We start from the raw sequence: 12,248 nt of genomic DNA, 5'->3' as shown, positions 1-12,248 counted from the left end.
AAGAGGCTCTTAAAACCTTCACTTCAGACAGAGGAAAAGAGTTTGCCTGCTATCCTCTGGTAGAGAATTTAGGAATTTCCTTTTTCTTTGCGGACGCCTATTCATCTTGGCAGAGAGGAAGCAATGAAAACGCAAATGGCTTACTAAGAGAATATTTCCCAAAGAAAACAGATTTAGCCGCTATCTCTGATGAGGTTTTGAATAAGGCTTTATATGATATCAATCACCGACCACGAAAATGTTTAGCTTACAGAACTGCTAGTGAAGCTCTAGAGGATGAGTTCAAGTAAATGTTGCACTTATTCTTGCAATTTATCTCATAAAAAGATAAACTCAGCATTATTTTTGTCAAAAATTTAAGCATAGGCCACTGGCCTTTGGACTAAATTCAACTCTTTGTCAAAATGGCGGCTTGGACAAGTGCAATCAGGACAAAAAGTCGTCTAAAGCCTAAGGCCGACGAAAAAAATCACTACCTTTCCAGTAGTGATGATTGGCTTAAACCTGTCCATGAAGCAGTTGTAAGAGTTCCGAGTAAGAGTTTACGGTGTAGGTTGGTCTTGCAGAACTAGTATTTTTCTTATTTGCGGGATTGTACCAAACCGTATCCCAACCAGCATTGTTGCCACCTTGAATATCAGCTGTCAGACTATCGCCAATAAAAAGAGTCTGCTCCTTATCAAATCCAGGAATCTGCTTGGCCACAATTTGGAAAAATTCCTTGTCTGGTTTTTGATAACCCGTCTGTTCAGAAATAAAGACCCGCTTGAAATAAGGCTTGATGTCTGAGGCCTCGAGACGGCCTTCTTGAATACGGGTAATGCCGTTGGTAGCAGCATAGATCTCATAGCCTGAGACCTTTAATTCGGCCAAAAGCTCCTTAGCTCCGGCAAAGATCTGACCTTGATGCATCAGGAAGGACTGATATTTTTCAGCATAGGTTGGCCCATCAACAGTCTTCCCAAAATGCTCAAACAGAAGAGCAAATCGGCTATTGACCAATTGGGACTTTGAGATTTTCTTAGCCTCCAAATCCCGCCAAAGTTGCTGATTCATGGGTTTATAGTAGGATTTATAGCCTTCGACATCTTCCACCCCTTCTGCTTGCAGGAGCTGCGTTAGAGCAACCTCTTCCGCCGCTTCAAAATCTAAGAGGGTGTGGTCAAGGTCGAAAAGTAAAAATTTATAAGACACAGCCAGTTTCCTTTCTATGAAGTAGAGAGCCCGCTTGGTGCAGTCTACCTGAGTGGCTAAATTATAAACAATAGGGCTCTTCATGAACTTACTAAGCCTTATCATAACATAAGCATGGGAAATTTAGCTTCAGCAAGCCTCACTATAAAATTAGCCACTTTTTAAATGTTTGAGAGACTTAACTCAAATACGTAATTCAGCCACCGAGAAGAGGACGGCCTTGCCAGCCAACAGGACCTTATCACCTTGGACCCGACAATAAAGTTCTCCGCCACGCTCGGAAGCTTGGCAGGCCTTGAGCTCCTTCTTGCCTAATTTCTCCGCCCAGAGGACGCAGGTATGACAATGGCCGGACCCACAGACAGGGTCCTCATCAATAGCTAGCTTGGGGGCGAAACTTCTGGTCACACTGTCATAATCTTTTCCGCCTGCCGTAGCATGCAACAAAAGGCCAGGAAGGTCCTGGGCTAGTTCCAAATCAGGCCTTAGCTCACGCACATCTTTTTCTGATGGCAGCAAACAGACTAAATCCCTCGCCAGCCAGGCCTCTTGAGGGCGAACACCCAAAACCGCTTCCATCTCGTCTGTCACAGCAATTTTCTTCAAAGGATAGGCCGGAAAGGTCATTTCATAGAGGTCGCCTTTTCTGGCTACATCAAGTTGACCACTCAGGGTTTGAAAACTAACCTCTTCAACATCCTTTTCATAGTAATTCAAAAGGACGAAGGCTGTTGCCAGAGTGGCATGGCCGCAGAGATCAATTTCTCCACCTGGAGTAAACCAGCGCAGCTGATAGCCTGCCTCCTCTTTGACAACAAAGGCTGTTTCTGACAGACGATTTTCTTTGGCAATGTCTTGCATGAGCCCTTCAGATAGCCAATCCTCCAAGACACAGACTGCAGCAGGATTACCATGTAAGATTTCATCTGTAAAAGCATCAACAACATACTGTTTTATCATGTACAGGACCTCCTCGCCCACTTAACGCCTACTATTATAGCAAAGTTCCTTGAGGATACAAGGCAACTGCGAGCGAGTGCTACCCCATCTAACCTACTAGTAGCAAGACAAGCTTAGCAGGCTTCAACCCGAGCCATCAGCGCAACTTACAAATTAAATCCTCAGACTTTACCAGCTAATCCACAGTTACCCCTATTTAGTCACTGGGAACCAGAGCTCCATCTGAAATTGGGAACGGATAGATTCTGCTTGGAATAAACTTCCAAGTCGGGACCTTCTGCATGACGATAAATAGACCTCGGGAAAAATTCCTGCCAGGCTTTTTGAAAGCCCTGACGAATCGAATCAGGGACAGGACCCGAAATAGGTAGAATGGCATACTTGGCTGAAGTAACCTCCATGACCGTCAAACCTAGCTCCTCAGCCTTGGCTCGATCATGAACTTGATAGCCAGCTAAATAGTTAATGCCCCCTTGCCCCGGCAGATTAAGACAGACTCCATAAGCCTGTCCATTTCCCAACTCTTCCAAGGCCTGCACGTTATAATTTTGAAAAAGTTGCTCCCAAGCTGCTGGACAGTCCTTATTTAGAGACATTTTCTAGAAGGATGCCCGCCAGCAAAAGACTGGGCTTATCTTCGATAGTAATTCCAACTTTAAACTCCTTGCTCTTGAACATACCTATGATTCTGTGGAAAATACGAAGTCTCCTAGATGCTTTTGTCCATCTACGCTTACTTACCTCTTTTACTTTCGAGTTGGTCTAGGACCTTCTGCTTTTTACTAAATCATATTTTCAGCAACTTGCTGACAAAATTTTGTCCGATTCCTTATTCTGAGATAGATTCCATTATACAATGATTACTGCATTTTCTCCAGTTCCACCACCATCCGATTACCGACTGGATCTTCAATGACTAAGCTCTGATGATTGGATTCAACCAGAGCCTTGAGGGCTAGAGCCCGCTCTGCAACAAATTTTAGGTAGGATGATTCGCTGACCAGGATCTGAACATGATTGAGACCAGGGTCACCTTGACTTCGCTTTGCTAGACCTGCTCCCGCCCAATGATTAAAGGCAAAATGATGGTGATAACCCCCATCCGCAATCCAACTGGCTGTCGAAAAGGCTTGGTTTTCCTTAATATCAAAGAGATAACGATAAAAAGCCGAGAGCTTAGCAGCGTTATTTACACTATAGTGAAAATGGCCCATCTTGGTTCCAGCTGGCATTTGGTAACCCCTATATTCGCCATGGGCTGAAGCTAAGACTCCGTCGCCATCCATGACCTCGGTGACACCGAGAATCTTACCATTTTGAATGTCCCAGTCAGATACAGGCTTGTCCCGGTAGATTTCAATACCGTTGCCTTCGGTATCATTGAGGTAAATAGCCTCACTGTAACCATGGTCGCTAGCCCCTTGCAGGGGAACCTGATTAACCAAGCTATGTCGGAGAAAATCACCCAAATCTGCCCGACTAGGCAGCAAGATAGCAAAGTGGTAGAGACCATAGGTTACAACCTCGCTAGCTGGCACTTCTTCCAAACGAATCAGGTTCAGCTCGCTTTCCTTAATCCCTAATTCAACCCATGCTTGACCCTGCTCCAAAATGCTCAGACCTAAGACCTGTTGGTAGAACCTTGTTTGTAAATCCAAGTTGACTACATTTAAAACCACTCGGCCTAATCGAATTCTTGATTGATAATTGTACATAATACTCCTCTTTTTGAAATAGTTCATCTGGTTAAATCACTAGTTAGTAACTTATACTTATAAACAAGAGGCTGGAAGCCAAACTCCAACCTCTCACTATTTTCTAGTGATTCTTCAGATAGCCTAGACTTTCAAACTTGCTTCAAGCTCATCCAACATGTCCTGCAGACTAATAGCCCTCATTTCATTAAAGGCAGCCTGGGTTATTCTCTGGTAAAAGCCAGGCAAGACTCTAGGAACACTGTTACCAATGGCACAGTTAGGATTGGTGCCTTCATCAACTTTGAGCAAGCCGTCGCCCTCTACTGCCTCAAAAACATCATAAAATGAGATATCCTTAGGCTCTTTAGCCAATTGCGGTTTGGCTGTTCCAACCTTGGTCAGCAACAGGCCTGCCTTGCTGAGATTGGACATAAGCCGACGAACCAAGCCGGGGTTGGTGCCGACTGAATCCGCAATAGTCTGACTGGAAATCTTGGTCATCTCCTCCTGATTGAGAGCAATATAACTTAAAATATGCAGGGCATCACTCAACTTATGAGATTGTTTCATAGATCATCACTCCATTTAATCCTTCGTTATTATTACTATAGCTTATACCAGAATAAATGGCAAATCTGAATGAAGGCGATCGTCCTTATTTAAAGATACCAAATCCACCGGTCCAAGCAATCTTCTCTTGGGCTGCCAGACTAATTTGCAAGAAGCCCATGGCTTCCAATTCACGTGCCCGCTTGAGACTGCCGGCATCAATAGCTTGAACATCGCCACCCTTGAGGGCTTCCATAATAGCTTCCTTAGCATCCGCATGGTCAGAAGCCAAAAGGACAGTTGTTGGTTGGCTACCAGCAACTTTACCGCTCGTCAAGGTTGCACCGAAGGTTGTGTTGAAACCTTTAACAACCTTTGCACCTGGCATAGCTGCTTGCAGTTGAGCTGCTGCTGAAGAATCTGCTGGAACAATCAATTCATCAAAGGTTTGGAAGTTAACGGGGTTGGTAATATCAATGACAATTTTACCAGCAAAATTCTCCTGGTTTGCCGCTGCGATGCCTTCAAGAGCTGGGTAAGGCACAGCCAAAACGATGATGTCGCCAAAGCTAGTCGCAGGTTCTTCCGTTGTTGAGAAGTTGACGGTATTTCCAGCTCTTTCAAAAACAGATGCGATAGCTGTTCCCATATTACCTTTACCAAAAATTGTTACGTTTGCCATAGTTTTTCTCCTATTTTAAAAATTAATCTCTACCAGCTGTTTCTTTATTTTTAACAGCTTATAAGGATAGTATACCTTGTTATTTATACAATATCAACTTTAATGCTCAGAAAAAGGACAATTTTTTCAAATTGGCAAGAGCACCTATGAAAGAAACAGGACTTTCTACACTTCTTAATTCGCCCCTCTGGTTCTATAAAAAATCTACACCTAATTAAGATGCAGATTTATTTATCTATTGTAGGTCCAGTCCTGCGTCCTTACATCTCCAAGCGGTCCAACCAAGCTGCAGTACCACCAGCGACATTGGTGACGATGTATCCCTTGTCATCTAAGAAAGTACAGGCTTAGGCCGAGCGACCTCCTGACTGGCAGACAATATAGTAATGGCCCGCCTTATCCAATTCCTGATAACGACTGGCTAACTGGCTCAGGGGAAGGTTAATAGATCCTGGAATATGGCCTTCTTTATACTCTTCTGCCTCACGCACATCTAGGACTAGGACCTTTGACTAGCCACGCCGTATTTTTGCCGCCAATTCTTTAACCTGAATTTCTTTAACCATTATTCACCCCTCCTAATTTTCTCAACATTTATTGTACCAAAATCCATGTAAATTTAACTTTAATCAAGTGATGAGATTCAGATTTGTTATAATTAAGTCAGGAAATAAACCGTCTTCATATATGACAGAGAGGAGTTCACTATGAAACTGAGTATGATTGACATTGACCAGAAGCCTGAACTAGTTGTCCAAACAGAAAACGGCTGGCTCAAGCTGACCTCCTACTTCGCTGAAGTTGAGCAGGTGGCACATTTTACCATGGAAAGTCTCTTCGACAGCAAAGTCTATAAGGGCCTACAATTTCTCTTAGAATCTGACTTGACTGAGATTGACAGCCGATTTTGGCTGGACGGAATAGATAACCTTTCTTTCTATCCTCCTGTCAGACGGCCAAATAAAATTTTAGCCGTTGGTCTCAACTATAGGAATCATATCACCGAAACAAAAATGGATCAGCCCAAGGTTCCAGAAATTTTTGCCAAACTCTCCAATAGTCTTAATAGCCATAAATCTCCTATTATCGTGCCGGATAAAGATTTGGAATACGACTACGAAGGAGAGCTGGTTATTGTCATTGGCAAGGAAACCAAACATCTCAGTCCTGAACAAGGTTCTCAAGCCATTTTTGGGTATACTATCGGCAATGATTTTAGTTCCCGTAAATTACAGTTACAAACCAGTCAATGGATTTTAGGGAAATCTCTAGATGGCTCTGCTCCTATCGGACCAAATCTGGTGACTAGAGATCAGCTAGATTTGAGCCAAACTCATTTATCTACTAAAATCAATGGTCGAATCGTCCAAGAGGCAATGCTGACAGATATGCTTTTCAGCCCTCAAGAGATAGTCAGTTACCTCTCACAATATCTAACACTTGAACCTGGTGACCTAATTTTCACCGGTACGCCTGCCGGCGTCATTATGGGCCACAATCTCAACCAGTTAGATTGGCTGAAACAAGATGATAGCATAACTATCACTATTGACGGAATAGGAACTCTCGAAAATACCCTCACATATGAAAAATAGTAGTCAGATATTAAGACAAAATATTCGCCAATTTTTTAGATACCAAATAACCATCAGCACTGACTGATGGTTATTTTCCTGCCTTTAGATAATTCAGCCTATCTGGCCTAGGTCCATTGAAGACATAAGTTAATAGTGGCTGCAATACTGATTACTTCCCAAGAGGAAAATCTTCTTATTCCTCATGGAAAAATTCTCCGACTTTTCAATCGGATAATAGCAAGAATAAGTATGGGCAGGGATATCGCTTTAGCTAGGAGCTCAAAAGCCAGTAGTGCCAAGTAACCTTCAGCATCGGCTTTCAGCAAAAAGGCCATTGCTAGCAAGAAGAGGATGAGATCTGAAAAGCCGACTAACATGAGTAAAGTCTTTAGTACCACTCTCTTGTCAAGCGATAAGGCTGCCATCAAAGAAAATATTGCCGGCGTAAGGATAGCAGCCGCTCCTGCAAGGACAAAAGGGAAGGCTAAGGCCATAGTTGTTACGACACCTGCCATCTCCTCATTAGAATAGGAGTCTTTTCCCAGATGTGAAGACAAGGTAGCTCCCCAAATGAGTATGACCAGCATGGCTAAAAATTGCAGAGCCAAAGCAACTTTCACTAATTTCCGACTCGTTTGTTCGGGCCGATTATCCATATAATTCGTTAGCAACACGTCGGTTGGTTGGAAAAATGGTTTAGACATCTTAAAGTCCTCCTTCTACTAACTTTTGAAAGGTCGGTTGATTCTTCTAAGGTCTGCTGTCGAAGACTAGATTTTGATTTCCTGTTTCATTCGTTTAGAGAATAAAATAAGAAAAGTGATAACGATGAACTTCACAAGTCACATTAGATGACTCCAGATTCATAACTATTAGTAAGTCACTCCTGCTAATAGTTCTTCTATACAACTAACCTAGGCTGCTTGGCTCAGACAAATTAATTGGGGTTGATTTTCCCAATTCTTTACCAGCTTGTGAAAAGAGGGAAATCATACTCAAGAGCTCATTGACCTTGGCAATCATTATTAGTATTAACATTGTCGCAAAGAGTGGCTTATAGGAGCCGTCAGGTACAAAAATCCAACAAGCCATCCCAATGAAAGCTACGATTTCTAGAAACCAACTTAAGGTATATACAATAAGGTTCCCAATATAACGAGACCAAGTAAAAACCGCTGCAAGGCTGATGATGTTACTAATTAAATTGAGGACCAAAAGGAAAATGACAAAGATAACAGTCATATAAAATAGCCAAATGATTTTGAAAAAATTATCCCAATCATCGCCAAAGCCACCTTGTTGATTCAGCCCTAAAAGATGATTGAGACCGTTTCCGATAGCTTCCCTGAAGGAGGGAGAAAACATTAGCCCCATAGTAAATAAAATAGCCGGAATCATTAAGGCAGTGCTAGCAATTTGTAACCCCATTGACCAACCAATAATATAACGATTCTTTTTTTCCATAAATTAGGCCAGAGGTAATAAGCATTACCGTAATGCCAACCTTTACCAGCGCCCATGTCAAAAAGCCAGTCTTAGCCTTAGCTTTTTTGTCTTTCCTATTCATCATAAACTTTTCCTTTTCTTCAAAAAAGGTGACACCGCTATGCTGTGCCACCACTTGTCTATGAAGAATGCCGATTGCAGGAATTGAACCTACGACCTACGCGTTACGAGTGCGTTGCTCTACCTACTGAGCTAAATCGGCGATTACTTTTATAGTTTACCAATTTGTCCCAAATCTGTCAAGAATTTAACCTTAGTTTTTTCTTAAAATAATAGGAATGACTTCAAAGTGCTATCATCTTGAACTCTCCACCTTATAATTCGCTATTAACAAGCCTTTCCAGTTTTCTAAAGATTTGTCATATATAATTGACACATTTTCAATTTTTGTTATACTGGTATATGTAACATATATATGACATTTAGGAGTATTCATGAATCGCGTCAAAGAATTTCGCCAGGGCAAAAAACTGTCCCAGTTAGCCCTAGCCAAGGAAATCGGGGTCGCCAGACAAACCGTCAACCTGATTGAAAACGGCAAGTACAATCCTTCGCTGGAACTCTGCATCAAGCTAGCAGAGACTTTAGGTACCGACCTCAACACTCTCTTTTGGCAAAGTCGAAACCAATCGCAAAATAACTAGACCATCCCTTGCAGCCACTCCTGCAAGCCTGTTTTTCAACTAGTATGAAAGGAAACAAAGTCATGAAAAAAGAAAATTTTTGGACTCGTTGTCTTAAGAGATTTTACGGCATTCGTACCTTAGACGAATATCGAAAAAGCGAGCTCAATCGCATCAATAGCCAAGCACTAATGCTACTTTACGCTTTTTATGTTTTCGCAAACCTGCTATTTTTGATTCTAGTCTCTATAAATACTAGAATTGCGGCCTGGACCATGTTCATTGTTAACCTACTTATCTTCGTCTTTATTCTACCGCTCTATATTATTTGACAATCTAGAAAGGCCGTCGATTTTCGGGAAGACACCATATATGAAAATCAGGCAGACTACGATAAGCAAGCGAAAAAATTTAGAAAAAACGCTATGTTCGGTATATTATTATTTACTTTACTTATGTACTTAATCATACCTCTTAGTGAAAACGGCAAGGACTACTGGAGCATTATTTTTAGCCCTAAGCACATTATCACAAGCATTATCTCTGGCTTAGTTTGGTGGCCTTGATGTACCTTACCCTCAAACCCAAAAGAACAATCATCAAAAAGGAAGATTAAAAATGAATTACTGGAATAATCTTAAAAATAGCGTGACCCTGGAATCTGGCTACGATGAACTGCAAAAACAGATTTACAATGAATACGATGGTAAAGCTTACCGATTATGCAAGTTGATTTCAGCCCTGCCAAATTTGCTATTTTTTATCTTGCTCTTCAAGTGGCCCTCAGTTTCAGCTATCGGCTTTCTAGCAACTTATATGGTGCAGTCTTTCTTTCAACTCAGACTAGAAAGGCAAAAGGTAAAAAAGCTTAGACGATTCCAAATGGATAAACTTTATGTCGCCGATGATGTCTACCAATCTACACTGAAACAATTAAAGTTAGGCGCTATCGTCTTTGGTGCAAGTATATCAGCAATTTTCACGCCCTTTATGATTTTGGCTTATAGCCTCTTAAGAAACCAGTCCTTTTTAAGTAGCCTATTATTTTTCCTATTCTTTGCAAGCTTGACTGGTTTTCCCTTCTACTCCCTAATGAAAAAGAACATAAAGGTTGAGACTCCTGAAAATGATGAAGAATCGGACCAGAAGTTCCAAGAGCCTAGCAAATCAAGTCGCATTATGGAATCGGTTAAATTATTGCCAGTTATATATTTGGTTATGCTCTTCATTGCCCTTTTTCTGACTAAAAATCCAGAACAAGCCTTCCATCATCCCCTGAAATTCCTCATGGATAATTTTGTTATTAGCATTATTGCGACAATCGTTCTCTGCTTCCTTAACGGAGACGCAATCTCCATTCGCAAAAAATAAGCCTAAGATAAAACAACCCACCTACTTATTTTTAGTAGATGGCTTGCTTTATTTTCGATGTATAGTCAGCTTAATGCTGCCCATTACTGGCTTAGAAACTTATTGGAGCTTTGGTATCTCCTGAGGCGGACTTTCTTTTCCATTGTTTCACAATATTGCTTTTTGCTCTAAAACATTATTTTTCCATTGGCCCAAAAAGGCCTTTTATTTTGTCCGAAACGTGATCCAGACTAGGGGGACTAACTTGTTGGATCCTCGATTTGATAAAAATGCTCAAGAGACTGATGGCTGACTTACTGAGTAACTGTCGCTTGTCAGCAGGCAGTTGTGAGAAGGCTGCCATGATGGTCCTGGCACTCCTTAAAACATCGGCCTGGAGTTCATCCAGGGTGTCTACGTCATTTTCCAAGAAAAGGTCAAAGACAGTATCAAAGATGGTTTTTAGCTCCTTTTGGGAAAGCTCTTGGGTCCACTGACCAAAGGTGAATTCCATGGCGCGACTGAGCTCAGATTGACCAGAGGCAAACTTCCAGTCTTTTCCTTCCACCTCCCAACTGGCGATATTGTGCTGGAAGGTACCAATAGCTTTACTTTCAATAAAATAGCTGGGAATGTCGTTTTTTAGCACACTACCAACAATGGAGTCCTTGGGACGAAGACAGAGAACCTTCCCGCTAATCCTTTGATAGCCGGGACTCGCCAAAATACGGTCATGCAGACCGGGCGCATCAAAGAGGACTAGCTGGTCAATCTTAGCCTGCAAACCTTCGGACAAACATGATGCCGCATAGAGGGCCAGATTTCCCCCCTTGGAGTGGCCAGTTACCGTATAAGTAAAAGGACTAGCTTCCAGAATCTTTCTCAGATAGACTAGGGCTTGGCGCTGAGCTGGAATCCCATCCAAATAGGTCATCTTAAAATCTTCCTTCCAACCGATGAAGGTTTCGTCGGTTCCTCGGAAGATAACTTGATGGTGGTTGATAGAAGGTAGCTCAATCACCATAGCCGCAAACTGCTTCTCGAATTCCGGATCAACATCATTGATATAGGAAGCCAGGCTGATTCCTTGGTAGCGCGGTGCTGCCAAAACCGTTTCCAATAGGGCAATGCGCTCCTTGGTAATGGAGAAGGAATAGGTGAGCGTCTGACCGCTGCTAGAAAATCCTCTTTAAGCTCTTGCAGACTAATAGGCTGAACTAGGGCTTGCCCTTGACCCAACGGTAGATAACCTAATTCATTGAAAATAGCTAAATCAATGCTGTTTAGGACCTGTTCCGTAAATGATTTTTGACCGTAAACTTTAGCATAATCTAAAAAAGTTGGCATGTCTATTTCCCTCATCTCTTAGTCTCAGTATAGCATAATTTAAACGATTGCAAAAAACCGGGAAATCGGTCTAGGCGAAAGCCCATAACTATGGTAATATAAGAAAAACTATTAAACTTAGGAGTTCGACATTTATGTCCCTGACACAAATTTATCGTCTTATTTTTGCTCTCTGTGGCCTTCTTGGCGTTAGCATGCAACTTAGCCAGAGTGGCCTTGGCATGTTGCTCTACTATACAGTTCTTTCCAACATCCTTGTCTTTGTCAGTCACTTCTACCACATCTACTTGGAGGCCAAGGGAGGTTCCATCAACCAGCATCCTCTACTGCTTAGAATTAAGGGGAGTACAACCCTAGTCATCACCTTAACTTTTTTGGTCTACCATTTTATGTTGGCACCTAAGGCTTCAGCAGGCGATTACTGGAATATTCGCAATTTTTTGGTCCACTATATCGCTCCTCTGGGTATGATTCTTGATACTATTATCTTTGATAGACGAGAGGTCTACAAGCTGCTGGACCCCATTCGTTGGATCATTATGCCCATCTTCTACTGTATCTGGTCTCTCTTTAATGGCCTTTTGATTAAGTGGCCCATCCCTGGCTCCAGCGTCAGCCCCTTTCCCTACTTCTTTCTCAACGTTCCCAAGGAAGGTTGGCCCTACGTCCTAACCTATATCTTGGTTTTAACCCTCTTTTACATCCTGCTGGGTTACCTGCTCCTTCTTCTTAAAAAATTTGTAGGACCTAAAAAAGCATAAAA

General features: G+C 42.1%; 13 protein-coding genes, 1 tRNA gene and 4 pseudogenes. 7 read left to right on the top strand and 11 right to left on the bottom strand.

The genetic code is table 11. From position 1 onward, the window contains the following. A partial coding sequence (locus BS63_RS01000000111205) for an IS30 family transposase (protein ID WP_032798629.1) occupies nucleotides 1-290 on the top strand: 290 nt, incomplete at its 5' end. Nucleotides 291-498: 208 nt separating this feature from the next. On the opposite strand, the gene pynA is transcribed toward BS63_RS01000000111205, so the two are convergent. The 7 genes and pseudogenes from pynA to BS63_RS1000000111485 form a co-directional block, all read right to left on the bottom strand. Further along, nucleotides 499-1,194 carry a pyrimidine 5'-nucleotidase PynA gene (gene pynA / locus BS63_RS0110720; protein WP_019781337.1) on the bottom strand — a complete coding sequence of 232 codons (696 nt, stop codon included), beginning with the start codon at nucleotides 1,192-1,194 and terminating at the stop codon, nucleotides 499-501. A gap of 183 nt (nucleotides 1,195-1,377) precedes the next feature. After that, nucleotides 1,378-2,154 carry a PhzF family phenazine biosynthesis protein gene (locus tag BS63_RS0110715; protein ID WP_002962250.1) on the bottom strand — a complete coding sequence of 259 codons (777 nt, stop codon included), beginning with the start codon at nucleotides 2,152-2,154 and terminating at the stop codon, nucleotides 1,378-1,380. A 192-nt stretch (nucleotides 2,155-2,346) separates the two neighbouring features. After that, nucleotides 2,347-2,750 (bottom strand): annotated as a pseudogene (locus tag BS63_RS1000000111490) (GyrI-like domain-containing protein). A 264-nt stretch (nucleotides 2,751-3,014) separates the two neighbouring features. Next, nucleotides 3,015-3,869, bottom strand: coding sequence for a VOC family protein (locus tag BS63_RS0110700; RefSeq protein WP_002962246.1), 855 nt, complete (start codon nucleotides 3,867-3,869; stop codon nucleotides 3,015-3,017). Between the two features lie 123 nt (nucleotides 3,870-3,992). Beyond that, a complete protein-coding gene (locus tag BS63_RS0110695) occupies nucleotides 3,993-4,421 on the bottom strand; it encodes an Rrf2 family transcriptional regulator (protein ID WP_019770683.1) in 429 nt (142 codons plus the stop codon). An 85-nt stretch (nucleotides 4,422-4,506) separates the two neighbouring features. Continuing rightward, nucleotides 4,507-5,082 carry an NADPH-dependent F420 reductase gene (locus tag BS63_RS0110690; RefSeq protein ID WP_002962243.1) on the bottom strand — a complete coding sequence of 192 codons (576 nt, stop codon included), beginning with the start codon at nucleotides 5,080-5,082 and terminating at the stop codon, nucleotides 4,507-4,509. Nucleotides 5,083-5,342: 260 nt separating this feature from the next. Then, nucleotides 5,343-5,648 (bottom strand): annotated as a pseudogene (locus tag BS63_RS1000000111485) (rhodanese-like domain-containing protein). A gap of 141 nt (nucleotides 5,649-5,789) precedes the next feature. Between BS63_RS1000000111485 and BS63_RS0110680 the strand changes: the two are divergent. Further along, the gene (locus BS63_RS0110680) at nucleotides 5,790-6,677 is read left to right on the top strand and encodes a fumarylacetoacetate hydrolase family protein (protein ID WP_002962241.1); all 888 of its coding nucleotides are present in this window, start codon (nucleotides 5,790-5,792) and stop codon (nucleotides 6,675-6,677) included. 182 nt (nucleotides 6,678-6,859) lie between these two features. Here BS63_RS0110680 and BS63_RS0110675 read toward each other — a convergent pair whose 3' ends face one another. From BS63_RS0110675 to BS63_RS0110665, 3 genes are all read right to left on the bottom strand, one after another. Beyond that, nucleotides 6,860-7,363 (bottom strand): hypothetical protein, encoded by a 504-nt coding sequence (locus tag BS63_RS0110675; RefSeq protein ID WP_002962238.1) that lies wholly within the window; start codon nucleotides 7,361-7,363, stop codon nucleotides 6,860-6,862. Nucleotides 7,364-7,568: 205 nt separating this feature from the next. Beyond that, on the bottom strand, nucleotides 7,569-8,123 hold the full coding sequence (locus BS63_RS0110670; RefSeq protein WP_019795058.1) for a hypothetical protein: 555 nt from the start codon (nucleotides 8,121-8,123) through the stop codon (nucleotides 7,569-7,571). A gap of 171 nt (nucleotides 8,124-8,294) precedes the next feature. Continuing rightward, a tRNA-Thr gene (locus BS63_RS0110665) sits at nucleotides 8,295-8,367 on the bottom strand. Nucleotides 8,368-8,599: 232 nt separating this feature from the next. On the opposite strand from BS63_RS0110665, the gene BS63_RS0110660 reads away from it, so the two are divergent. From BS63_RS0110660 to BS63_RS0110650, 4 genes and pseudogenes are all read left to right on the top strand, one after another. Further along, nucleotides 8,600-8,809: a helix-turn-helix transcriptional regulator gene (locus tag BS63_RS0110660; RefSeq protein WP_002962235.1), complete on the top strand. Its 210-nt coding sequence runs from the start codon at nucleotides 8,600-8,602 to the stop codon at nucleotides 8,807-8,809. Between the two features lie 62 nt (nucleotides 8,810-8,871). Then, on the top strand, nucleotides 8,872-9,120 hold the full coding sequence (locus tag BS63_RS0110655; protein WP_019773470.1) for a DUF3278 domain-containing protein: 249 nt from the start codon (nucleotides 8,872-8,874) through the stop codon (nucleotides 9,118-9,120). A 93-nt stretch (nucleotides 9,121-9,213) separates the two neighbouring features. Further along, a pseudogene (locus BS63_RS1000000112445) lies at nucleotides 9,214-9,404 on the top strand (hypothetical protein). Nucleotides 9,405-9,406: 2 nt separating this feature from the next. After that, nucleotides 9,407-10,159, top strand: a complete 753-nt coding sequence (locus BS63_RS0110650) for a hypothetical protein (RefSeq protein WP_002962233.1) — start codon at nucleotides 9,407-9,409, stop codon at nucleotides 10,157-10,159. A 175-nt stretch (nucleotides 10,160-10,334) separates the two neighbouring features. Here the strand turns inward: BS63_RS0110650 and BS63_RS0110645 are convergent. Then, nucleotides 10,335-11,485: pseudogene (locus BS63_RS0110645) on the bottom strand (Mbeg1-like protein). A gap of 134 nt (nucleotides 11,486-11,619) precedes the next feature. On the opposite strand from BS63_RS0110645, the gene BS63_RS0110640 reads away from it, so the two are divergent. After that, nucleotides 11,620-12,246, top strand: coding sequence for a Pr6Pr family membrane protein (locus BS63_RS0110640; protein WP_002962231.1), 627 nt, complete (start codon nucleotides 11,620-11,622; stop codon nucleotides 12,244-12,246). The last annotated feature ends 2 nt before the right edge of the window (nucleotides 12,247-12,248 follow it).

The organism is Streptococcus sobrinus DSM 20742 = ATCC 33478, from assembly GCF_000686605.1.
Lineage (GTDB): Bacteria > Bacillota > Bacilli > Lactobacillales > Streptococcaceae > Streptococcus > Streptococcus sobrinus.
This window is presented reverse-complemented; position numbering and strand designations above follow the sequence as displayed.

Coding starts and splice junctions, on each gene's coding strand:
- BS63_RS0110715 (WP_002962250.1), bottom strand. CDS start 2,154: ATGATAAAACAGTATGTTGTTGATGCTTTTACAGATGAAATCTTACAT.
- BS63_RS0110700 (WP_002962246.1), bottom strand. CDS start 3,869: ATGTACAATTATCAATCAAGAATTCGATTAGGCCGAGTGGTTTTAAAT.
- BS63_RS0110695 (WP_019770683.1), bottom strand. CDS start 4,421: ATGAAACAATCTCATAAGTTGAGTGATGCCCTGCATATTTTAAGTTAT.
- BS63_RS0110690 (WP_002962243.1), bottom strand. CDS start 5,082: ATGGCAAACGTAACAATTTTTGGTAAAGGTAATATGGGAACAGCTATC.
- BS63_RS0110680 (WP_002962241.1), top strand. CDS start 5,790: ATGAAACTGAGTATGATTGACATTGACCAGAAGCCTGAACTAGTTGTC.
- BS63_RS0110675 (WP_002962238.1), bottom strand. CDS start 7,363: ATGTCTAAACCATTTTTCCAACCAACCGACGTGTTGCTAACGAATTAT.
- BS63_RS0110670 (WP_019795058.1), bottom strand. CDS start 8,123: ATGGAAAAAAAGAATCGTTATATTATTGGTTGGTCAATGGGGTTACAA.
- BS63_RS0110660 (WP_002962235.1), top strand. CDS start 8,600: ATGAATCGCGTCAAAGAATTTCGCCAGGGCAAAAAACTGTCCCAGTTA.
- BS63_RS0110655 (WP_019773470.1), top strand. CDS start 8,872: ATGAAAAAAGAAAATTTTTGGACTCGTTGTCTTAAGAGATTTTACGGC.
- BS63_RS0110650 (WP_002962233.1), top strand. CDS start 9,407: ATGAATTACTGGAATAATCTTAAAAATAGCGTGACCCTGGAATCTGGC.
- BS63_RS0110640 (WP_002962231.1), top strand. CDS start 11,620: ATGTCCCTGACACAAATTTATCGTCTTATTTTTGCTCTCTGTGGCCTT.